The sequence below is a fragment of the Sphingomonas sp. FG14 genome (assembly GCF_057809675.1).
The window spans coordinates 13,463-37,470 of record NZ_JBMDKK010000009.1 but is presented as its reverse complement, the minus strand read 5'-3'; the positions used below and the strand labels follow the sequence as shown (position 1 = coordinate 37,470).

18 protein-coding genes are annotated in these 24,008 nt (G+C 62.9%); all 18 read left to right on the top strand.

Features of this window, described 5'->3' with window-relative positions:
* Positions 1–8 precede the first annotated feature (8 nt).
* The 18 genes from ACODTA_RS20490 (at position 9) to ACODTA_RS20405 (ending at position 24,004) form a co-directional block, all read left to right on the top strand.
* Positions 9–821, top strand: coding sequence for an SDR family oxidoreductase (locus ACODTA_RS20490; protein ID WP_489068061.1), 813 nt, complete (start codon positions 9–11; stop codon positions 819–821).
* Positions 822–865: 44 nt separating this feature from the next.
* Positions 866–1,246, top strand: a complete 381-nt coding sequence (locus tag ACODTA_RS20485) for a nuclear transport factor 2 family protein (protein WP_489068059.1) — start codon at positions 866–868, stop codon at positions 1,244–1,246.
* A 3-nt stretch (positions 1,247–1,249) separates the two neighbouring features.
* A complete protein-coding gene (locus ACODTA_RS20480; protein ID WP_489068057.1) occupies positions 1,250–2,389 on the top strand; it encodes an acyl-CoA dehydrogenase family protein in 1,140 nt (379 codons plus the stop codon).
* 225 nt (positions 2,390–2,614) lie between these two features.
* A complete protein-coding gene (locus ACODTA_RS20475; protein WP_489068055.1) occupies positions 2,615–4,798 on the top strand; it encodes a TonB-dependent receptor in 2,184 nt (727 codons plus the stop codon).
* Between the two features lie 145 nt (positions 4,799–4,943).
* A complete protein-coding gene (locus ACODTA_RS20470; RefSeq protein WP_489068053.1) occupies positions 4,944–5,723 on the top strand; it encodes a TetR/AcrR family transcriptional regulator in 780 nt (259 codons plus the stop codon).
* 398 nt (positions 5,724–6,121) lie between these two features.
* On the top strand, positions 6,122–8,485 hold the full coding sequence (locus ACODTA_RS20465; protein WP_489068051.1) for a N,N-dimethylformamidase beta subunit family domain-containing protein: 2,364 nt from the start codon (positions 6,122–6,124) through the stop codon (positions 8,483–8,485).
* Positions 8,486–8,492: 7 nt separating this feature from the next.
* Positions 8,493–10,307: a CocE/NonD family hydrolase gene (locus tag ACODTA_RS20460; RefSeq protein WP_489068049.1), complete on the top strand. Its 1,815-nt coding sequence runs from the start codon at positions 8,493–8,495 to the stop codon at positions 10,305–10,307.
* 31 nt (positions 10,308–10,338) lie between these two features.
* Entirely contained in the window at positions 10,339–11,994 is a 1,656-nt protein-coding gene (locus tag ACODTA_RS20455) for an alkaline phosphatase family protein (protein ID WP_489068047.1), read from the top strand.
* Positions 11,995–12,473: 479 nt separating this feature from the next.
* The gene (locus ACODTA_RS20450; RefSeq protein ID WP_489068045.1) at positions 12,474–14,741 is read left to right on the top strand and encodes a TonB-dependent receptor; all 2,268 of its coding nucleotides are present in this window, start codon (positions 12,474–12,476) and stop codon (positions 14,739–14,741) included.
* 21 nt (positions 14,742–14,762) lie between these two features.
* Positions 14,763–15,521, top strand: coding sequence for an SDR family NAD(P)-dependent oxidoreductase (locus ACODTA_RS20445; RefSeq protein WP_489068043.1), 759 nt, complete (start codon positions 14,763–14,765; stop codon positions 15,519–15,521).
* 127 nt (positions 15,522–15,648) lie between these two features.
* Positions 15,649–16,878, top strand: coding sequence for an MFS transporter (locus tag ACODTA_RS20440; RefSeq protein WP_489068041.1), 1,230 nt, complete (start codon positions 15,649–15,651; stop codon positions 16,876–16,878).
* Positions 16,879–17,056: 178 nt separating this feature from the next.
* Entirely contained in the window at positions 17,057–18,205 is a 1,149-nt protein-coding gene (locus tag ACODTA_RS20435; protein ID WP_489068039.1) for an amidohydrolase family protein, read from the top strand.
* 112 nt (positions 18,206–18,317) lie between these two features.
* Positions 18,318–19,187, top strand: coding sequence for a CoA transferase subunit A (locus tag ACODTA_RS20430; protein ID WP_489068037.1), 870 nt, complete (start codon positions 18,318–18,320; stop codon positions 19,185–19,187).
* A gap of 10 nt (positions 19,188–19,197) precedes the next feature.
* Positions 19,198–19,992, top strand: a complete 795-nt coding sequence (locus ACODTA_RS20425) for a CoA-transferase subunit beta (protein WP_489068035.1) — start codon at positions 19,198–19,200, stop codon at positions 19,990–19,992.
* 121 nt (positions 19,993–20,113) lie between these two features.
* The gene (locus tag ACODTA_RS20420; RefSeq protein ID WP_489068033.1) at positions 20,114–21,007 is read left to right on the top strand and encodes an enoyl-CoA hydratase; all 894 of its coding nucleotides are present in this window, start codon (positions 20,114–20,116) and stop codon (positions 21,005–21,007) included.
* Positions 21,004–22,092, top strand: coding sequence for an NAD(P)H-dependent flavin oxidoreductase (locus tag ACODTA_RS20415; RefSeq protein WP_489068031.1), 1,089 nt, complete (start codon positions 21,004–21,006; stop codon positions 22,090–22,092). The genes ACODTA_RS20420 and ACODTA_RS20415 overlap by 4 nt, the downstream gene beginning before the upstream one ends.
* The gene (locus tag ACODTA_RS20410; RefSeq protein WP_489068029.1) at positions 22,092–22,841 is read left to right on the top strand and encodes an enoyl-CoA hydratase family protein; all 750 of its coding nucleotides are present in this window, start codon (positions 22,092–22,094) and stop codon (positions 22,839–22,841) included. The genes ACODTA_RS20415 and ACODTA_RS20410 overlap by 1 nt, the downstream gene beginning before the upstream one ends.
* Positions 22,842–22,843: 2 nt before the next feature.
* Complete coding sequence (locus ACODTA_RS20405; RefSeq protein ID WP_489068027.1) at positions 22,844–24,004, top strand: acyl-CoA dehydrogenase family protein; 1,161 nt, start codon at positions 22,844–22,846, stop codon at positions 24,002–24,004.
* The last annotated feature ends 4 nt before the right edge of the window (positions 24,005–24,008 follow it).

Below are 24,008 nucleotides of genomic sequence, written 5' to 3'. Positions count from 1 at the left end.
TGTCGGGAATGGAAACGATTTACAGGCAGGGTCTCTACGCTGGAAAAACCGTGTTTGTCGCCGGCGGCACGAGCGGCATCAACCTGGCGGTGGCGCGTGGTTTCGCTGGCGCCGGCGCCAAGGTGTCGGTGATGAGCCGCAAGCAGGACAAGGTGGATGACGCGGTCCGGCAACTGAAGGATCTGGGTGCCGAGGCGATGGGCTTCGCGGCGGATGTACGCGATTTCGATGCGGTCAAGACCGCCTTTGTCGAGATGGAGGCGACCTTCGGAAAGCTCAACGTCATCATCTCGGGCGCGGCGGGAAATTTCGTGGCGCCTGCGGAGATGCTGTCGGCCAACGGATTCAAGACCGTCGTCGATATCGACCTGCTTGGGACCTTCCATGTCCTCAGGGCCGGGTTCGATCACCTCGCGCCCGGCGATGCCTCGATCATCAACGTGTCCGCGCCGCAATCGTCGTTGCCCTATGCTTTCCAGGCGCATGTCTGTTCGGCGAAGGCCGGAATCGACATGCTGTCCAGGTCGCTGGCGCTGGAATGGGGGCGCCATGGCATTCGTGTGAACGCCATCCAGCCCGGCCCCATCGACGGGACCGAAGGCATGGAGCGGCTAAGTCCGACGCCGGAAATCCGGGAGAAGATCGAGAATATGCTCCCGTTGCTGCGCTACGGGCAGAAGCAGGAAATCGTCGATCTCGTGCTGTTCCTGTGCTCGCCCGCCGCCCGCTACATCACCGGCGCGATCATCCCATGCGATGGCGGCCAGTCGCTGGTTGGAAGCGGCGGCATGATGTCCGGACTGATCCCGACGCCGAAATGATGGGCGACCCGCTGTTCCGCACTTATATCCCGGAAGGACGAGGCATGAAACTCGACGTCGACAAGATCAAGATGGTCGCGATGACCAAGCAGTTCCAATATCTGTCCGATCTGCTGCGCGAAGATGTTCAGCTGAAGAATCCGGCCGGATGGTCGCCGATCCAGGGGCGGGACGCAGTGCGCGCGGCGCTGGTGGATGTGCTGTCGATCATCGATCCGATGCATTACGAACGCATCTGGGAAGGCGAAAAGGAATATGCGCTGGAGTTCGTCGGCAAGGTCGGCGACATCGACGTCAAGGGCATCGACCTGATGACGATCGACGATGATGGCCAGATCACCTGCATCGAAGTGCTCATCCGGCCGATCTCCGCGCTGATGGCCATTCGCGAGACGCTTCTGGCAAAGCGCGCGCCGGCGGCATAGATCATGTTCCTGGAGCGCAAGATCTACGACCGCGATCATGAGATGTTCCGGGAAGCGGTGCGCCGCTTCATGGAAGCCGAAGCGGTTCCCTTTCATCGGCAATGGGAGGAGCAGGGGCAGACCCCGCGCGCCTTCTGGAGAAAGGTGGGCGAACAGGGATTGTTGTGTCCCCAGATTCCCGAGGCCTATGGCGGGGCCGGGGCGGATTATCGCTATCTCTGTATTGTGAACGAGGTCGCGCAATATTGCGGCGTGACCGGGCCCTGTTTCCCGATCCATTCCGACATCGTCGCCGATTATGTGCTGCAATTCGGCTCCGAAGCGCAGAAGCTGGAATGGCTGCCCCGGATGGTTTCGGGCGAGGTGATCGGCGCCATCGCGATGACCGAGCCCGGAACGGGCAGCGACCTGCGCTCGATATCGACAAAGGCCCGTCGCGACGGCGACCATTATGTGCTGAACGGCGCCAAGATCTTCATCACCAATGGCTGGATCGCCGATCTCGTCATCGTCGCGGCGCGCACCGAGGGGCCGGATACGACCGAGGGACTTTCGCTGTTCCTGGTCGATGCCGGTTCGAAGGGCTTCACCAGGGGGCGCAAGCTCGAGAAGATGGGCATGAAGGCCCAGGACACCGCGGAACTGTTCTTCGGCGATGTGCGCGTACCCGCCACGAACCTGCTCGGCCGCGAAGGGCAAGGATTTCAGATCATGCAGAAATCCTTGCCGCAGGAGCGGCTGTCCATCGGCGTCATCGCCATGGCGGCGTCGCAACGGGCATTCGATCTCACGGTCGACTACGTCAAGGAGCGCAAGGCGTTCGGCAAGCGGCTCTACGACTTCCAGAATACCAAATTCGTCCTGGCCGATCTGAAGACGCGGATCCAGGCTGGCTGGACATTGCTGGACCAGTGTCTGCTTGCCCATGAATGCGGGGCGCTCACGCCCGATCAGGCTGCCATGCTGAAGCTCTATGCATCTGAATTGCAAGGGGATGTCGTCGACAAGTGCCTGCAACTCTTCGGCGGCTATGGATATATGGACGAATATCCGATCTCTCGCATGTACACCGACGCGCGTGTGCAGCGGATCTATGGCGGCACGTCCGAAATCATGAAGCAGGTCATCGCCCGGTCGATATGAATCCCTGGCGCCGGGCCGATCCGGCGCCATGCGATCGACCGGATCAGGCGCGCATCCCTTGCCTCGGGCCAAGGGCTCCGCTTGGGTGAAAATTCTTATGAATGAATGTTCATAAATAAATATTGACAGCGGTGAAAACGCCATGATACCCCGATTATCGTCGGGGGACCGATCAATAAGCCGCCTCAGGCGGCCTTTAGCCAAATTCAGGGGGGACGAAGGCCAATGGCTAGATTCAAGACTATTCCGCTATTCCTGGGAATGGCTGGCGCCTGCATCTTTGGGCAGCCCGCCTTCGCCCAGCAAACGGGCGGTGCGGCTGCCAATGCGGCGTCTGCGGAAGAGATCGTGGTCACTGCCCGCAAAAGGGATGAGCGCCTCGTCGACGTCCCGATGTCGCTGACGTCGGTATCTGCCGAGAAGATCGACATGATCGGCGCCGGAACGATCGAAAATCTTCAATATTCCGTCGCGAACTTCTCGATCGATGGCGAAGATTCACGGTCGAACAACACGATCTCCATTCGCGGTATCGCCACACAGGAAGATAATGCCGGCCTGGATGTCGGTTTCGGGTTGAGCGTAGACGGCGTCTATATGGGGCGTATGCTGTCGGTCAGCCAGGATCTCGTCGATATTTCGCGGATCGAAGTATTGCGCGGCCCGCAGGGCACGCTGCAGGGCAAGAATACGATTTCCGGCGTGATTGCGATCGTAACGAAAAAGCCGCCGACCGAATTCGGCGGCTATGCCAAGGTCGACGTCGGAAACTACGATTATATCCGCACGCGGTTCGGCATTGGCGGGCCGCTGATCGAGGGCGTGCTGAACGCGAAGCTCGACGCGTTCCTCACGGACGGCGATGGCCACGTCAAAAACATCGTGAGCGGTGAGACCTACAACACGCCGGACGCTTATGGACTGAGGGGACAGCTCAACCTGATCCCCGGCCCAGGCGTCGATATTCTGCTCGCCGCCGACTGGACGAAGATCAACCGCAAGGACGGCCCGAGCGAAGCGTTCGCCTTCGATTTCCGGGCGGCGGGTTTCGCCCCGCCCGTGAGCGCGGGGCCGATCGTTTTCGCGCCGAAGCCCTATGAAGTGAATATCGACGGGGCGTCGGACGAGGATATCGAGGCGACGGGCGTCAGCGCCCATGTGACCGTCGATGTCGCGCGGAACCTGGCGCTGACATCGATCACCGCATATCGGGACGCGAAGGCGCTCAGGGTGTTCGATCGGGACTATACGAACCAGCCGCTTTTCGGTGACATCAATTCCGAGAAGCAGAGCCAGTTCAGCCAGGAATTGCGGCTGGGAACGACCGGTGGCGACAAGCTCGATTTCACCGCCGGGCTTTTCTACTTCCACCAGAAGGTTGAGGAATCCACCGAGATTTTCACCCTGGAGGGGTATGTCGGAATATTCCCGGTCGGGACCGGGCTGCGTCACGCGGCGACGCTCAAGAGCGACAGCTACGCGGCGTTCGGTCAGGTCGATTATCGCTTCACGGACAAATTCACGGTCGGCATCGGTGCGCGCTACACCAAGGATGAGAAGGATATGACCTTCCACCAGACGGTGCCGCGCGGCTTCCCGTTCGTCGCGCAGGACGTGTCGGGGAAATATTCGAAGGGCGCCTGGTCATTCAACGCTACCGCCAAATATGCGTTGGCCGATAATGCGAATGCCTACGCCCTGGTTTCAAGAGGGTACAAGGCCGGCGGCTGGAATCTCGGCGAAGTCAATTTTATCGTGACGAACAATATCATCGATCCCGAATATGTCGCCAATTACGAGGTCGGCCTCAAGGGATTGTATTTCGGCGAGAAACTCGCGCTCAATCTCGCGGCTTTCTACATGGATTATACCGATCAGCAGGTGCGGGATTGCGGCGATGCGAGCTGTCTGACCGAGGTCATCGCGAATGCCGGTTCTTCGAAGATCAAGGGGTTCGAGGCGGAAGGCACGTTCAGGCCCGCCGATTTCCTGGCGATCGATTTCGCGGTGGGTTATTCCGATGCGACCTTCAGCACCTACAAGGTCGGCAACAAGGATTTCTCCGGAAAGCGCCTGACCTATTCGCCGAAATGGAATGCGAGCGCGGGCGCCACCTTCACGCACGCCATCGGCAATATCGGCGAGTTCATGCTGAATGGCGGGATGACCTATCGTGGAAATCAGTTCCAGGATTCGGCGAACCTCCGCGAGAAGCCGGCCTATACATTGTTCAATGCCCGCACCGGCATTCGTTCGGCCGAGGATGGCTGGGGCGTCTATCTCTGGGTCAGGAACCTGACGAACAAGCTGTATATCACTGCGCCGGCGGTGCTCGATCTGATGGGTACGCGGCATGAGCGCTACGGCACGCCGAGAAAATATGGCGTGAGCTTCGAACTGAATTTCTGACAAGCCCGCGCATATCGGGCTGATTGTCGCCGGTAAGCCAAGGGCTTCCCGGCGACATCCATGTGCAGCGGCTGCCATCTGGCTTGCACCCATTTGCCCCGGGGGGCAGCTGCGTCTTTCCGGTGGTTTTTCCACGGCTGCCGCGGTGCGAACGACAGGCCACGCCCTTGCAAGACCGACGTATTTTGGTACGGTAAACCCCAAAATCGGCGCATTCCGCTGCGGACATCCGGTCGATATTTTGAATTGGAGCGACATGGCAACGGTCACGCAAAAAACGGGCGTTACACGAAAAAAGGGCAGCGGCCCTGCGACCCGTCGTACTATCCTTGAATCCGCGGCGAAGAGCTTCATGGAAAAAGGATATGACAATACGAGCATGACCGACATTGCGAAGCGCGTGAATATTCAACCATCCGCGTTTTACAATTACTTCAAATCCAAGAACGAGATCCTCTTCACCATCCTGGAAGATATCGGGTGGCAGATGATCACGATGTGCAAGGAAGCGGTGGCGAAGGTCGATCCGAACGATCCCCGGCTTCAGCTCGAAGCGTTCATTCGCGCGCACATCGCTTATGAAATACAATATTGCAAGATCCTGCCGTTGATCGACTTTCACTCATTCCGAGCGAACAATGATCGATCCGGATTGACAAAATCTCAGAAGAAGATCGTCATCAATGCTCAAAGAGAATTGATCCTCATCATTCAGGATATCCTGAAAAGAGGCGAGCAGGCCGGCGTTTTCGAGTTCGACAATCTGACGACGGCAACCTTTTCGATGCTCGGTCCCATCGAGCATCTGATATACTGGTTCGAGGGTGACAAGGGCAGCCTGTCCCAGGAAGATGTTACCGAGAATATCCTGAATTTCATCATGAAGGCGCTGGAAAAGCGGCCGGAGAAACGCGCGAAGCGTTGATCGCTGCGTGTGGGCGTATTGGTGCGCCGATTGCCTCGTTTCAATCAATCGAAGCGCGATTGCGGGGAGGGCCCGCATCGGCGTTGATACGTCGCAAGCTCATCATGCGAGGATCCATGTCACTCCGACCCGCTTTCCTCGCCAGGATCAACGTCCGCTCATTCATATGAATGAACATTCATAAATGTTGACTCGAGGTTTGCATGGCTGCATGATTCACCTGTGGTCCGGGTTTGAATCCATCACTCCTGATCGCAATCCCGGGGGATTTCTGGGCGGCCTCCGGACTACTTGTCGATATATCCTTTGGAGTTGCGCTTATGAGTGGTTCGAGAATTCTACGGCCGCAAAACGGTTCGGCATTCTCTTCGGCCGCGCTTTCTCCCACCCGGCGCACGGTGCTGCAGCTTCTGGGCAGCGCGGCGGTGGCCGCCAGCGTTCCCGATGTGCTGCACGCCCGCATGGTCGACATGAAGCAGCCCAAGAAGACGATCGTCGGCTATGGCCTGCCATGGACGGTCCGTCCCGGAGAAACCGCCGATTTCAAGGTGAGCACCTATGCGCCCGGAAAATACAAGGCGGATCTGATCCGTTTGAAATCCGCCGATGAATTTGATCGCGGCAAGCGCTTCCAGTTCGAGGAAGTGCCGTCTGCGTTCGAGGGCAGCTATCCTGGGCGCAATCAGGCGGTGCATACCGGCTCCTTCGTCGAGATAAGCAACGCGGATGCGCTGGACGGGCTGGGCAGTTTCACCGTCGTCGCCAGCGTTCTCCCGACATTGATCCCGGTCGACGGAAAAGGGGGCGCCGGCGGGGTCCAGCATCTGATCGCCCGCTGGGATGCCGTAGCCAAAAAGGGCTGGTCGCTCGCGCTCGACGAAGTCGGCAGGCTCGCCTTCTACGCAGGCGATGGCCGAACCAGCCAGAAAGTGGCGACCCTGTCTCCGCTGGCGATCGACAGATGGTATCAAGTGTCCGCCGTCTATGACGCGGCCAGGAACAGCGTCACGCTGCGCTACCAGCCGGTTGCGCCGACGCCCGGCGAAAAATTCCATCTGAAGTCCGAAGATGCTTCAGGCGCTGTCAACGCGTTGGTGCAGAAGGGAAGCTTGCGGTTCGCGGCGGCATCTGGAGGGCCAGGCAATGGCGCTCTGAGGCGCGCGGAAGGCGCGTTCAACGGCAAGCTCGATACGGTCCGTATTGCGCGCGGGGTGCTGGACGGGGTGGCGACCGGGAAGCTGCTGGCGGCGCTCACACCGACAGATTATGATAGCGGGGGCATCGTCGGCTTCTGGGATTTCGCCAAGGGAACCGGTACGACAAGGGTTCACGACCTGGGCGGCCACGCCTTGCACGGCATTGCCGTCAACCTGCCCTATCGCGCCATGCCGGGGGTCAACTGGAAAGAGACATCGTATAACTGGCAGGAAACGCCCACCCATTATGGCGCGATGTATTTCCACGACGATGCGGTTTACGATCTCGAGTGGAAGAATGATTTCTCGTTCAAAATCCCCGACGATCTGGAAAGCGGCGTCTATGCCGTGCGCCTGCGCCTGGGTGAGTCCGAGGATTTCGTGCCATTCTATGTCGCGCCGCCCAGGGGCAAGGCGAATGCGAAGATCGCATTCCTGCTGCCGACGACATCCTATCTGGCGTACAGCAACATCACGGCCGGCTTCAACGCCCGGATCGCCATATTGGAAAAGGGCGCGGACGGAAAAGAGGTGATGCGGCAGGAAGATCCCGTCAAGGTGATCGTCGGCGCGAAGGCCAATGCGGATTTCCTGATCGACCGTCCCGAATTTCCCGGTGGCGTCTATGAATTCCATCGCGACGGCACCCTCGTCCAGCACGCATCACGCCGTTATCCCAACATCACGACGCGTCCGGACGCGGCGACCATCACCCTCAACGCCGATCTCGACATCATCGAATGGCTGGACCACGAAGGTTTCGACTATGACGTGATCACCGACGATCTTCTCCAGAAGGAAGGCGTCGGACTGCTGGAAAATTACACCGTCGTGGTGTCCGGCAACCATCCCGAATATGTGACGCCCGAAATCTGGACCGCGCTGGAAGCCTACCAGAATCGGGGCGGTCGGTTCATGTATCTCGGCGGCAACGGCTTTTACTGGGTCACATCCTTCCACCGCGAGGTTCCCGACGTGATCGAGGTCCGGAAGGTCGAGCAGGGGAATGAATCCTTCTTCTACGCCTATCAGGAATTTGACGGCCATCGCAGCGGATATTGGTGGGATGCCGGCCGCGAACCGAGGGAATTGGTCGGGGTCAGATATTCCAAGCCGATGGCGATGGAAGGCGGCGGATATTACCGGAAGCTGCCGGCCGCGAACGACCCGAGGGCTGCCTTCATCTTCGAAGGGATCGCGGGCGACATCATTGGCGATTTCGGCAAATATGCGGGCGGCGCGGCTGCCGAGGAAGTCGATTCCGCCAGTTTCAAGCGGGGAACGCCGCGCCATGCCCTGATCGTCGCGACGAGCGAGAATATCAAATGGCCCTATGACGCCTCGGGCGAAGGGCTGGTCGACTGGCGCTACCGCCTGAACGTCAAAAACCCGAAGGCGGACATCGTCTTCTACGAAACGCCCAAGGGCGGGGCGGTGTTCTCCGTCGGGTCGATGGGCTGGCGCGCGAGCCTCAACCACAATGATTTCAAGAACAGCGTGTCGAAGATGACGGGCAACGTCCTCCGGCGGTTCGTGGATGCCACGCCGTTCGAGGGTGTGAAATAGGCTGGCCATGATCTTTCGGTCATTCATCGTCGCGGCGTCGCTGCTCATGTCGAGTGCCGGTGGCGCCATGGCGTCGCCCCGGAACCAGGCGAAATACATCACCATGCCCGATGGGGTGAGGATCGCGGTCGAGATCTGGCTGCCTGAAGGGATGACCGACCAGGCGAAAGTGCCGGCGATGATCTCGTTCACCCGCTATTGGCGCGCGAAGGATCACGATCCGCCAAAATCAGATCCGCCGGTGCTCGCGAAATTCATGAACGGCTTCGGCTATGCCTATGTCGTCGCCGATGTGCGGGGATCGGGGGCGTCGTCCGGCACCAGGGGCACCGAATTCTCCACCGCCGAGATCCGCGACTATTATTCCATCATTGATGGCATCGTCTCGGAGCCTTGGTCGAACGGCAGGGTCGGCACCATCGGCGTCTCCTATCTCGGCAATGCCGCCGAATTGTCGGTTCTGTCGGGGCATCCCGCGCTGAAGGTGGTCGTTCCGCAGTTCACCGATTTCGATTGGTACACCTCGCTGTTGTTCCCCGGCGGGCTGAAGAATCGGATCATGTCCAGCGAGTGGGGGAATATGGTTCGGGCCCTGGACATCAACGACGCCGCAAGCCTTGGCTATCGCAGGGATGCGAACGGCGCACAGGTGCTGGGCGTCAAGCCGGTCGACGGTCCGCATGGCAGGGCGGAGCTGAAGGCGGCCATCGAGGCGCACAAGAACAATGTATCGATGACCGCTATTTTCGACGGCGTGGAATATCGGGACGACCTGAAGGTCGCGAAAAGCCTGTCGGACACGCCGGACCATTCGGTGACGCGTCATGAATTCGCGAAGCCGGTTTCCGCCAGCCGGATTCCCGCTTTTCATTGGGGAAGCTGGATGGATGCGGGAACCGCGGACGGGATGCTGACGCGCTTCGCGGCCGACGACCGGCCGAACAAATATATCATCGGGGCATGGGGGCATGGCGCGCGGCACGACGCCGATCCCTATAATCCGAAGGATGCCCCGGTATCTCCTGGGATGGATGAACAATATGAGCTGATCCGGCAGTTCGTCGCGCCTTATCTCGAGCACGGTGCACGACCCCGGCGCACCGGCAAGGAACTCGTCTATTATACGATGGGCGCAAAACGCTGGCGTACGACCAGGGTATGGCCGCCAGCGGGCGTGCGCAGCCAGCGCTTCTATCTGGGGCCCGATCGTCGTCTCGACCGGAAGGTGCCGACGGCTCCGGAGGGGGGCGACAGCTACACCGTCGATTTCGAGGCGGGCACGGGGGCGGAGACGCGCTGGACCACGCAGCTTGGCTATCGCGACGTCTTTTACGGCGATCGGCGGGAAGCGGACAGGCGCTTGCTGACCTACACCTCGCCGCCGCTCGGCAAGGAACTGGAGATCACCGGATATCCCGTCATCACCCTGCAAATATCGTCCTCGCATGCGGATGGCGCGGTGATCGTCTATCTGGAAAGCGTTGCGCCCGATGGCCGCGTCACCATGATCACCGAAGGCGAATTGCGGCTGTCGAGCCGAAAGCTCGCGGGCCGAAGAGCCGGAGGTGCGGCCTTCGGCCCTGCGCACAGCTTCAGGCGCGCGGATGCGGCGGCGATGGTGCCGGGCGTGACCGATACGGTTTCCTTCCCGCTGCTCCCGACATCGGTGATGGTGCCGAAGGGACATGCACTGCGCGTTGCGGTCGCGGGCCACGACAAGGACAGCTTCTATCGCGTTCCGGAATCCGGAACGCCGGTTCTGAAGCTGGAGGCGAATGCCGTGAAGCGATCGTTCCTCGATTTGCCGGTCGTGTCGCGCTGAGGCGCGGTCCTTGGGGAGGATTCTCAGCAAGATGAATCGTTCATGCCTGGCCGTGGCAATGGCCGTCGCGCTCATCCTGCCGTCGCGGTCATATGCGCGAGACATCGCCAGGCCGACGCTGATCGTGGCCATATCGGTCGATCAATTCTCGGCGGATCTTTTCGCCGAATATCGTGGAATCTTTACACAGGGTATGGCGCGCATGGCGGGGGGCGCGGTCTTTCCTTCCGGCTATCAAAGCCATGCCGCGACCGAAACCTGCCCCGGCCATTCAACGATCTTGACGGGATCGCGTCCGGCCCGGACCGGCATCATCGCGAACCATTGGTATGATCTCGGATCGCCGCGCGCCGACAAACTCGTCTATTGCGCGGAAGACCCCTCGGTCGCGCGCGATGCGTCCGGCAGCTACACGGCCAGCCCGGTGCAGCTCAAGGTGCCGACGCTCGGCGATCGCATGAAGGCGGCCGATCCGGCCAGCCGTGTCGTCGCCGTCGCGGGCAAGGATCGCGCGGCGGTGATGATGGGCGGCCACGATACCGATCAGATCTGGTTCTGGAACGGCAAGGCCTATGCCACGCTTCGCGATCGAGCCGGACCGTCGCCGGCGATCGTCGGCCGGATCAATGCGCGTATCGCGGCGGTCCTTGCCAAACCGGCGCAACCTGTCTTGCCGGCGCTATGCGCGGCGCGCGCGGCGTCGGTTCCGGTCGGCAACGGCAAGCAGGTGGGCCTGCCTGTCGAGCGCAAGGCCCGTGATACGAAGGCGTTTCGCGCGACGACGGATTTCGACGCGGCGACATCCGATCTCGCCATCGGCCTGCTGGACGAAATGAAGCTCGGTCAGGGGCCATCGGCCGATCTGCTGACGATCGGCCTGTCGGCGACCGACTATGTCGGCCATCTCTTCGGGACAGAGGGCGCGGAAATGTGCGCCCGGATGATTGATCTCGATGCGACGATCGGCCGGATACTGGCCGCGCTGGACGCGCGTGGGCTGAGCTATGTCCTTGTCTTGACCGCCGATCATGGCGGGCACGATCTGCCCGAACGCAACGCCATGCGCGGGTTTCCGGCTGCACAGCGAGTCACGCCCGATCTTTCGCCCGGTACAATCGGCAAGCGTGTCGCGGACGTGCTGAAGCTGGATATCGCCGAACCCCTGCTCCATTCGGACGGTCCGTTCGGGGATTGGTATATGTCGCGCAAAGTGCCGCCCGAACTGCGCGCGCGCGCGATCGCGCTGGCCCGATCCGAACTGTTCGCGCATCCGCAGGTCGCCTCGGTGCTCAGCGCTGAGGAATTGAAGCGTATGGCGATGCCGATCCCGCCGGTGGAGGAATGGTCACTCGCGGAGCGCGCCCGTGCGTCCTTCGATGTAGAACGGTCCGGCGATCTCATCGTGCTGCTGAAACCATATGTGACGCCCATCCCCGATCCGGAAACCGGTGGCGTCGCGACGCATGGCTCTGCCTGGGGCTATGATCGTCGTGTCCCGATTCTGTTCTACCGGCCAGGCATGACCGGTTTCGAGCAACCCCTTTCCGTCGAAACCGTCGATATCCTGCCCACGCTCGCGGCGCTGATCGACCTCGACATCGCGCCGGGGGAAATGGATGGGCGTTGCCTGGACCTGGATCCGGGCACAGCAAGCTCGTGCGAGCGTAAGGCGAATCTATCCCAATGATCTGGGTTGTCCCGACGCGACCGGGCATTCAATCCCGTTATCATGACGGCATCATGGGTCATGTGAGAGAAACCGAGGTTGTCGGTTGCTGTTCTCTCGTCGAGTGGGGAGGTGGCTGATCCCGAGCAGATCCGGATCAAGCGCCTTCACTTCCGGTAAAGGCCAGGGGCACTGACTTCAGGCATGTTTCACCCCGTTGTCCAGTCATTGGGGATAAGTCAGGTCGATCCACAGGGCATGGCCTCCGCCCTCGGATGGGTGGCTGATACCTGTCGGTTCGCAAGCGGCTGCCGTACTCATGATGCCCGTTTTGAATTGCTCCTGTGCCCGTTTCAGATTTGTCGTTCCCGCAGCCATTCTTAGAATGACCCCAAAATAGATGGGATCGGGAGAGTGGCCAGGTGAACAGCGATTATATCCAATCATTGGATCGGGGCGTCGGCCGCGGGCGTTTTTGGCGTGGCGTTGCCGGAATCGCGTTGGGCGCGGGCCTCGTCGCCGGATTTCCGGCCGCCGGCCTCGCGCAAACCGCGCCTGACGAGGATGCGCAGGCAGAGGCCGGACAGGGGCGCCTGGAAGATATCATCGTCACCGCGCGCCGCCGCGCCGAGCGGTCGCAGGAAACGCCGCTGTCGATCAGCGCGATTTCCGGCGCCCAGCTCGAAACGCTGAACATCGTACGGATCGACGGCATCACCCAGCTCGCGCCGAGCCTTCGCATCACCCAGGCCAGCGGCAGCGGCAATGCGCCGGCGATCTACATTCGCGGTATCGGGACCTTGTCCACGGCGCTCTATGTCGAGCCGGCGGTTGGCGTCTATATTGATGGCGTCTACAATCCGCGCCCCAGTGGCAACACGTTTGACCTGCCCGATATCGCCAGCGTCGAAGTGTTGCGCGGGCCTCAGGGTACTTTGTTCGGTCGGAACACCACTGGTGGCGCGATCCTGCTGTCGACCCGCAGCCCGGACGAGGAGTTCGGTGTCAAGGCCGATTTCTCCTATGGCTCGCGCGCTGAGGTGACCGGTTCCGCGGTCGTCCAGTTCGGCCGTCTTGGCAATTCGCCGTTCGCGCTCAAGATCTCCGCGCAATCGCACTCGCGCGATGGCTGGGTTGAGACGCCGGGCGTGTCGCGCTCGAAATGGGGCGGCGCGCTCGATAGCTATGGTTTCGGCGCCGCGCTGCGCGGCGATCTCGGCGATCTCACGGTCGATCTGCGTGGGCGCTACAACAAGGTGAATTCCTATACGGGCTGGGAAGTGCTCGGCGGATCGACGGTCGGTCGCGCCTATTTCGGCAATGCCGGAGCCGCGAATGGCCCGGCTTTCCCGATCGGGCCGGGGCCGCGCGATTACAGCTATCGCGATCCGCGTACCGACGGAAAGGCCGCGATGGAAACCTGGGGCGGCGTGCTGACGCTCGAACAGCATTTCAGCGACGCGCTGACGATCAAGTCGATCACCGGCTATAACGAGATCAACCAGAATCTCCGCGGCAATATCGGTGGTGGTGCGACACGTGGCGCGGTCGCCAATCCCGCGGTGGCGGGGCAGCCGATCGAATGGGTCACGGCGCATGTGACGCCCGCGAATCCGGGCCGGCAAAAGCAATTCACCCAGGAACTGCAGCTGCTCGGCGACATCGGCGAGTTCAACTATCTGATCGGCCTTTATTATTATGATGAAAAGGTCGACGAGACGATCACCACCATCCTCAATTCGCCGCTGTCGGCGGCAGCGGCGATCCGGCTGAACCGCAGTACGAGCTATTCGATCGATTCCAAATCCTATGCCGGCTTCGCGCAGATCGGCTGGAAGCCGTCCTTCGCCAATGGCGACCTCGAAGTCGTCGGTGGCATCCGCTATACCGAGGACAAGAAGCGCCTCGATTCCGTCTCGGTTTCCACCACCGTGACGACGACGACCTTGACCCAGGCGCGCAGCGACAAATGGAACAATGTCGGCTGGCTCGGTTCGATCAGCTACAAGGTGCTGCCCGATGTCCTGCTCTATGCCCGGGCATCCTCGGCCTATCGGTCCGGCGGCTATAACGCGCCGACCGTCGGCGCGCCGCCCTTCGGGCCGGAAACCGCGCGCAGCTACGAAGCCGGCATCAAGAGCGATTTCTTCGACCGGCGCGTCCGCCTGAATGTCGCGGCGTTCCAGACCGATTATGACGATCTGCAGGTCAACGGCTATAATATCTCGACCAATACCAACCAGCTCACAAACGCCGGCAAGGCCCGTTATCGTGGTTTCGAAATCGAGGGTCAGCTGGTGCTCGGCGGCTTCAGGGTCGACGGCAATCTGGGCTATGTCGATCCCGAATATAAGGAATATATCCTGGCCGTCGGCGGCGTTCCGACGAATGTGGCGAGCCAGGCCGAATTCGCGAACGTGCCGAAATGGACCTATCATGTCGGCGCCGAATATACGCTCGATACAGCGTCGGCGGGCAGCTTCACGCTGCGCGGCGACTATACCGGCAAGGGCAATTCGCCGACCTATACCTTGTTGTCGCAGGCGCCGAACACGGCGCAGGTCCCGCTCTACGGAAAAGAGAGCAATTACAGCGCACGCCTGATCTGGGCGTTCGAGGTCGACGGGCACAAGTTGCGGGCGCAGATCTTCGGCGAGAATCTCAGCAACAACCGTTATCTGACCTTCGCCACCGATTTCGGCGCGATCCTCGCGGGCACCTATAACCGGCCGCGCTATTACGGCTTCGCGCTGGGCCTGGATTTCTAGTCGGGAAGTCAGGACGCGACGATGCCCGCCGATGCTCAAACGCTGGCGGCGACGAGCCGGCTCGATGGCCGGCTCGCCATCGTCACCGGCGCGGCCTCCGGCATCGGGCGCTGCATCGCGGAGCATCTGGGACGGGCAGGCGCGCGGCTGTTGCTCGTCGATCGGGACGAAGCGGGGTTGGCTGCCGCGCAAGCGGCGATGCCCGGCGCGGGCGCGCTTGCGCTCGATCTTTCGCAATGGCGGATCGGCGAGAATCTCGCGGATGCGCTGGGCGGCGAGAGTCCTGCGATCCTGATCAACAGTGCCGGGCTGTTTCCATCGTGCCCGGTCCTCGATCTCGACGAGGCGCATTGGGATGCGGTGATCGACATCAACCTGAAGGGCGCGGTCCGCTTGGGGCAACTGGTCGCGCGCCTGATGCGCGACGGCGGCAGGGGCGGCGCCATCGTCAATATCGGATCAGTTCAGGCGCTGCGTCCGGGGCCGGGCAAGGTGGCGTACGCCGCATCCAAGGCCGGCCTCACGGCGGCGACGCAGGTGATGGCGCGCGAATTCGCGCCGTTCGGCATCCGCGTGAACGCGGTGGCGCCGGGGCCTGTGCTGACCGAGGCGACACGCGGTGCGATCGAGGCCGCCGGCGGTGCGCCGGGCATCGCGCCAACGGGTGTCGCGCATCCGCACGAAATCGCCCGGGTCGTGCATTTCCTGGCGAGCCCGGCGGCGTCGTTCGTCAACGGCGCGGTCTGGACGGTCGATGGCGGCGCGACGCTATCGCGCTGATCTCCGGTTCGTCCCCGGGCCTTGCGAAACGATGCGCGCTCGGCAACGAGAGCATGCCGGATGACGAACGGCCAAGACGTGCGCGCAATGCTAGCGTGGACGAAAGACACAAGAGAGGGCGTTGAAGATGGCCACCGTGACTGGAATGGGTGAGGATGCGCCGGTGGCGTCGTCGCCGGCGGAGGTGCTTCCGGCCTGGCGCCGCCTGCTCATCATCGTCATCCTGCTGACGGGCGGGATCAAGTCCGCGCTCGCCTTCACCACCGTAGTGCCGGCGCTCCAGCTGATCGCGCAGGATTTCAGCAGTTCGGGCGACGCCGTGCTCAGCGCCCAGTTCGTCGTGACGCTCGCGCCGATCGGCATGGCCATTTCCGGGCTGGTCGCGGGTCTGTTCGTTTCATCCACAAATTTGCGCGGAATGATGTTCGCCAGCCTGGCGATCTGCACGCTGGCGGGGCTGATGCAGTTGCTGCCGCTCAACTATTACGCGCTGCTCGCCAGCCGCTTCGTGCTCGGGTTCAGCGCGGTCGTCGCCGATGTGTCGATGACCAGCATCCTCGCCGCCCAGTTCACGGGCGCGTTCCGATCGAAGCTGATCGGTTATCGCCACGGCATCTCGTCGATCGGAACGGTCACGACGATGCTGCTCGGCGGATGGCTGGCGCAGAATTACGGCTGGCGCGCGCCCGGCATCATGTTCCTCATCCCCGGCATCCTGTTGCTGATCGCCTTTTTCGTGTTCGACAAGCCGATCACGCTGGAGCGCAAGCTGGACAGCAAGGACCGTTTCTCGGTGTGGCAGCTCTGGCCGCTGTTTCTGCTCTCGCTGATCCTCTCGATCGGCCACACCATGCCGTCGTTCCAGATGCCCTTCCTGCTCAAGGACAACGGCATCACCAGTGCCGTGCTGGTCTCGCGCGTGCCCGCGCTCAGCGCCGCCGTATCGATCCTGGCGGCATTCGCGTTCGGCTATGTCTATGCCCGGCTGGGCGGCTGGACGCTGGTCATGTCGTCGACATTGATGGGCATCGGTTTCATCGGCGCCGGCTTCGCGCCGACCTATGAGCTGATCCTGGTTTGCGTGGTGATCGAGGGAATCGGTGCCGGCTGGAACATGCCCTTCTTCCTCAATCGCATCCTCGACAGGGTGAGCCCGGGGCAGCAGAATTATTCGATCGGGCTGGTCCAGTCCTCGCTGTTCCTCGGCCATTTCCTCAATCCGTTGATCACCGCGCCCGTGCGCCTCAACCTGGGTATCCACGCGACCTTTGTGACGGTCGGGGGCGCGCTGGTGGTGCTGGCGCTGGCAATGGGCGTGTGGATCACCGCCAATCGAGGACGGCCGAACGCGCTCTAGTGTCGTTCGATTTATCGCGGTTCCCGAGCCGGAGGTGAGTCCATCTGTCCTGGAATCGCTCCGGGCCCGATCGGAATCACTTCTGGAGATCGCTGGGATGTCAGGTCGGTAGTGCTCCGACGCGTTGACTCGCTTCGCGACTGGCTCCATCATATAAAAGATAGATAGGAGAAGAAGAATGCCTCTCGGAAGTAGCCGCCTCGTTTCCGCCGACAGTCATTTCAACGAACCCGGCGATCTGTTCACGAAGCGCGTCGCCCAGAAGTTCAAGGATCGCGCGCCCCGGATGGAGAGTTTCCCGGAGGGGGACGGCTGGCTGTTCGAAGGGCTGGAAGGGCCACGCAACTTCGGCTGGAACGCCTGTGCCGGCCTGCCGCCCGAGGAAACCAAGGCGTGGATGCGGTTCGACGATATGCGCAAGGGCGGTTGGGATCCGGCCGAGCGCATCAAGGAACAGGATCTCGACGGCGTCACCGCCGAGGTCATGTATCCGACACCCTCGATCCAGGCCGCGATCGCGCTGGTCGAGGACGAGGAATTCCATCTGGCGCTGGTTCGGGCGTATAATGACTGGGTTTCCGAATATGTCGCTTATGATCCGGCGCGTTTCTGTGGCCTGGTCCTGCTGCCCAATCGCGGCGGCGTGAAGGTTGCGGTCGACGAGATGGAGCGCGTGCTCGGCCGTCCCGGCATGCGCGCGGTGATGGCGCAGGCCTATCCGACCGGCACGACGGTGATGACCGACGAGCATGATTATCTGTGGGCCGCGATCCACGAGCGCGATGTCAGCTTCAACATCCATGTCGCGCTCGGCATCTACAAGCCGAGCCCGCACAAGGCGAAGCTGCCCGGCTATGGCCGCTTCTTCGATGCGCCAAACCGCTGCATCGAATTCGTGTTCAACGGCGTGTTCGATCGTTTCCCGAACCTGAAGGTCGCCTTCGCCGAAGTCGATTTCGGCTGGGTGCCTTATGTGAAGGAGCAGATCGACAACAATTATCAGCGGCTCGAGAAGGTCAACCATTTCGGCCTGAAGCGTCTGCCCTCCGAATATATCGATGAGCATTTCTATTTCGGCTACATGACCGACAGTTTCGGGCTCAACAACCTGAACTACATGAACCCGGAACGGGTGCTGTGGTCGACCGATTATCCGCACATCAGCGCGGACTTCCCCTATAGCTGGCGCACGATCCAGGCATCGATGTCGGGCGTGCCCGCGCCGGTGAAGGCGGCGATCCTGCATGGCAATGCCGAGAAGCTCTATAAATTCCCGGTCGCTGAAGAGGTGAAGATCGGTGCAGCGCCGGCGCTTGCCGCCGCCTGAACCTTCCAGGGTGCGGATGCGCCGGCATCCCCGCGCCCTGGCATGAAGCGCTGATCGTTCGTTGCGGATCCGGGGCCGCCGGCCCCGGATCCGTGGTGACTGAGGGAAAGACATGCTCGACAAAAGGATGTCGCCGGACGCCATCGTGGCGGAGCTGGCGGATGGGATGACGATCGCCATCGGCGGATGGGCGACGCGTCGCAAACCGATGGCGCTGATCCGCGCGATCGCGCGATCCTCGCTCAAGGATTTGACCGTCATCGCCTATGGCGGCCCCGATGTCGGTATTCTTGCCGCGTGCGGCAAATTGCGGCGCCTGATCTTCGCCTTCGTCTCGATGGACCAGATCCCGATCGAGCCGCACTTCAAGGCCGCGCGCCAGGCCGGGCTCGATGTCTGGGAACTCGACGAAGGCATGCTCCACTGGGGGCTGCGCGCGGCCGCCATGCATCTGCCGTTCCTGCCGACGCGCGCGGGCATCGGCACCTCGGTCGCGGAGGATCCCCGGCTGAAGACGATCGCGAGCCCCTATGGCGACGGCGAGACGCTGATCGCCATGCCCGCGATAAAGCCGGACGTGGCGCTGCTCCACGTCCATCGCAGCGACGAGAAGGGCAATGTGCTGACCCTGTCGCCCGATCCCTTTTTCGACGAACTGATGGCGCGTGCGGCCGATCGGACCTTCGTCTCGACCGAGGCGCTGGTGACGACCGCCGAACTCGGACTGCCTGCCAACGCCCGATATCATCTGGTCGAACGATCGCTGATCGCGGGTGTGGCGGAAGTGCCGTTCGGCGCGCACCCCACCAGCGCCGCGCCCGACTATCAATTGGATCTGCCCCATTTGCGGGCCTATGCAGCGGCCGAGGGCGAGGGCTGGGCCGATTACAGACGGCGTTATGTCGAGGTGGACGAGCCGTCCTATCTTGCCGCCATTGGCGGCGCGGACGCGATCCGCGCCATTCCCGCTCCGGTCTATTGAGGGGCGATCCATGACCGATATGATCCCGACGCTCGCCGAGCTACTGATCGCCGCCTGCGCCGATGTGTGGCGCGACGACCCCGAATGGCTGGCGACCGGCATCACGCCGATACCGCGGCTGGGCGCGAGCCTCGCCAAATCGACCTTCAATCCCCGGCTGATGATCACCGATGGCGAGAATATGCTGCTGGAGGAGCCGGCGCCGATCGGCCCGCGCGACGCGAGCCCGACGGTGGAAGGCTGGGCGCCCTATATGCGGACCTTCGACAATCTGTGGGGCGGACGCCGGCACGCGCTGGTCGCGCCGGTCCAGATCGACCGGTTCGGACAGACCAATATCAGCGTGATCGGCGATCATGCGGCGCCAAAGGCCGCGTTGCTCGGCGCGCGGGGATTCCCCGGCAACAGCATCTCGCACCCGAACAGCTATTTCGTGCCGCAGCACAGCCGGCGTTCGATGGTGGCGGGCGAAGTCGATTTCGTCTGTTCGGTCGGCTATAATCCGGCGCGCTGGCCCGACGGCCGAAAGCCGCATCGGCTGGAACTGCGGCGGATCGTCACCAACCTGTGCGTTCTGGATTTCGGCGGTACCGATCATGCGATCCGCCTGGTTTCGCTGCATCCCGGCGTTCCGATCGAAGAGGTACGCGACAATACCGGCTTCGACATCGTCATTCCGGACGGCCCGGCCCCCCAAACCGCGCTTCCCGACGAAGAGGCCCTGACGGTCATTCGCCGGCTCGATCCGCACGATATCCGCGCGACCTTGCTGAAGGGAAATCCGCCCGCCGTTCGCGTGCCGTGATCGCCCGCGCGCCTGCGATGTCCCGAAAGCACCGTTGGCTTGCCGTGACGCTATCGCCGATGCGGTTGACGACTCTTAAGATTGCAATGATTGATAATCTTGAGATGGAGAGGGATGTCGCATGACTTTTGGGGCGCCGGCCGCGGCGGATATCGTTTACGAGACCGACATGCCGGTCCTCTACGAGGTCCGCGACGGCGTCGCCTGGGTGACGATGAACCGGGAGCGCTACAACAACGCGCAGAACAGCCAGATGACCTATGCGCTGGACGCGGCCTTCCGGCGGACGGTGGATGATCCGGCGGTCAAGGCGATCGTGCTGGGGGGCGCGGGCAAGCATTTCTCCGCCGGGCACGACATCGGCACGCCCGGCCGCGATATCGCCCGCAGCTTCGATCGCGCGCATCTGCTGCCGGATCATGTCGGCCGGCCGGCTGCCGAGCTGCTCTACACGCGCGAACAGGAAGTCTATCTGGGCATGTGCCGTCGCTGGCGCGACGTGCCCAAGCCGACGATCGCGATGGTCCAGGGCGCATGCATCGCCGGCGGATTGATGCTCGCCTGGGTCTGCGATCTGATCGTCGCTTCGGACGACGCCTTTTTCCAGGATCCCGTCTCGAAGCTGATGGGCATTCCCGGCGTGGAATATTTCGCGCACGGGTTCGAATTGCCGCCACGGGTCGCCAAGGAATTCCTGCTGCTCGGCGAGCGCATGGGCGCCGATCGCGCTTACTCCTTCGGCATGGTCAACAAGGTGGTGCCGCGTGCGGAACTGCGCGAGGCGGTGGCGGAAATGGCGGCGAAGCTCGCCGGCCAGGCGTCGCTCGGCATGTGGCTGACCAAGCAAGCGGTGAACCATGTCGAGGATCTGCGCGGCAAGCGCACCGCGATGGATGCCGTCTTCCACATGCATCATTTCGCGCACGCCCAGAACGATCTGACGACGGGCAATGCGCTGGGCGGGGTGACGGGCAAGAGCGCCGCCGCCGACAACAGGCGCGCCGAGGGCGAATGACCGATCCTCTCGCCACGCCGCTCACCGCGCTGCTGCAATGCCGGTTGCCCGTGATCCAGACCGCCATGGGCTGGGTCGCGGAACCATCATTGGTCGCGGCGACGGTCGAGGCGGGCGGGTTCGGCTTTCTCGGGGCGGCGGTGATGACGCCCGATGAGGCGGCCACCAAGATCGGTGCGCTCAGGCGGCTGACCTCGAAACCCTTCGGCGTCAATTTCCACATGTTCCAGCCGGGCGCGGAGAGGCTGGTCGATATCATCGTCGCCAACCGCGAACAGGTGCGCGCGGTCAGCTTCGGTCGTGGCCCCGATGCGCGGATGATCGGCCGGTTCCGCGATGCCGGCATCCGGTGCGTGCCGACGGTCGGCGCGGTGAAGCATGCGCGCAAGATGGCGGCGCTCGGCGTCGACATGCTGGTGGTGCAAGGTGGAGAGGGCGGCGGCCATACCGGATCGGTCGCCTCGACGGTGCTGCTGCCGCAGGTGCTCGACGCGGTCGATCTGCCCGTGGTGGCGGCCGGTGGCTTCGCCGACGGTCGCGGGCTCGCTGCGGCGCTCGCCTATGGCGCGGCCGGCATCGCGATGGGCACCCGCTTCCTGATGACGCGCGAGAGCCCGGTGCCCGGATCGGTCAAGCAGCGCTACGTCGCGGCGGGGACGGACGATATCGTCGTGACCGACGCGATCGACGGGCTGCCCCAGCGCATGATCCGCAATCCGGCGCTTCGCCGCGCCATGTCCGGCGGGCCGCTGGCGTCCTGGGCGAACGCGGTTGCGGCCGGCATCGCGATGAAGCGGGCGACCGGTGCCTCATGGCCCGAACTCATCCGTATCGCACGGGGCATGCGCGGTCATGGCGGCTTGAGCCTGTCGCAGGCGATGCGCGCCGCCGCGGCACCCGTATCGATCCAGCGCGCGGTGGTGTCGGGCGACGGCGACGACGGGCTGATGGCGACGGGGCAGGTGGCCGGCCGGCTTGGTGATCTTCCCGCCGTGGCCGACTTGCTGGCCGCGATCGAGCGCGACGCCCGCGCGCGCATCGCGGCGTTTGCGCCCGCCGCTCCGCGCGAAAGGATCCGTGCCTGATGCCCGTTCTGACCCGCATCGCCGACCGTGTCGGCGAGATCATCCTCGATCATCCCCCGGTCAACGCGCTCGATAGCGCCGGCTGGAACGCGGTGCCCGACATCGTCACCGCGATGGGCCGCGACCCGCAGGTCCGCTGCGTGCTCATCCGTGGCGAGGGACGCGGCTTTTGCGGTGGCGTCGACATCAAGGAGATGCAGGCGCATCCCGAACGCATCGTCGCGCTCAATCGCGGCAATTACCGAACATTCCAGGCCGTGCGTGCCTGCGAGGTGCCGGTGGTGAGCGCGGTCCATGGTTTCATCATCGGGTCGGGCATCGGCATTTGCGGCGCGTCGGACGTGGTGATCGCGTCGGAGGACGCGTTCTTCTCGCTCCCCGAGGTCGATCGCGGCGCGATGGGCGGCGCCAGCCATCTGATGCGCATGTTTCCGCTCCAGAAGGTGCGGGCCGCCTTCTTCACCGCGGGACGGATCGACGCGGCGGAGGCGTACCGGCTTGGCGCCGTCGAAAAGGTCGTTCCGCGCGAAAGGCTGGAGGAGGAGGCGCGTGCATTCTGCGCCGTGATCGCCGCCAAGAGCCGCAAGGCGCTGGTGACCGCCAAGGAGGCACTGAACGGCATCGAGCCCCGCGACGTCGATCATGGCTATCGGTTCGAGCAGGGATTCACGCTGGAAATGTATCTGCACGAGGATAGCCAGCGCGCGCGCGATGCCTTTGTGCAGGGCGGCAAGGCGGCCGAGTACTGATCATGGAACTCAGCTACACCCCCGCCGAACAGGATTTCCGCGCCGAGATACGCCGGTGGCTGGCCGACAACGTGCCCGCCCGACCGTTGCCCGATTTCGATTCGAGCCTTGAGGGCTTCGAGGCGCATCGCATCTGGGAACGGACGCTTAATGCGGGCGGCTGGGGCATGGTGACCTGGCCCGTCGATTATGGCGGGCGCGGTCTCGACCTGATCCGCTGGCTGATCTTCGAGGAGGAATATTATCGCGCGGGCGCACCGCTGCGCGTCAATCAGAACGGCATTTTCCTGCTCGGCCCCACGCTGATCGAATATGGCACGGCCGCGCAAAAGGCCCGTTTCCTGCCCGCCATGGCGGCGGGCGAGGAGATCTGGGCACAGGCCTGGTCCGAACCGGGCGCGGGCAGCGACCTTGCCGGCGTGCGTGCCACCGCGGTGCGCGACGGCGACGATTATGTCCTGTCCGGCCACAAGATCTGGTCGTCGCGCGCCGTCCATGCCGACTGGGCGTTCGGCCTGTTTCGCGAACCGGGCAGCGAGCGGCACAAGGGCCTGTCGCTGATCCTGTTCCCGCTCGACGCGTCGGGTGTGACGGTGCAGCCAATCAAGCGGCTCGACGGCAAGCCGGTCTTCGCGGAGATCTTCCTCGACAGCGTCCGCGTGCCTGTCGCGAACCGGCTGGGCGATGAGGGGCAGGGCTGGGCGGTCTGCATGTCGACCGCCGGTTTCGAACGCGGGCTGATGCTGCGCAGCCCCGCCCGTTTCCAGGTCGCGGCGGCGAAGCTCGTCGATCTCTATCGCAAGCGCGAAGCAAGCGTCGACCCGCTCGCCCAGGCGGCGGTGATGCAGGCCTGGATGGATGCCGATGCCTATGCGCTGTCGATCTACGCGACGGCGAGCCGGCTGATGGCGGGTGGCACGATCGGGCCGGAAACGAGCACCAACAAGATCTTCTGGTCGGAGCTGGATCTCGACCTGCATCGCACCGCGCTGTCGATCCTGGGCGCCGAAGCCGAACTGACCGGCGCCGCGCCCGATGCCTCCGCGGATATCCAGGACTGGCTGGACGGCTATGTCTTCTCGCTCGCCGGCCCGATCTATGCCGGCGCGAACGAGATCCAGCGCAACATCATCGCCGAGCGGATGCTCGGCATGCCGAGGTAGGGGC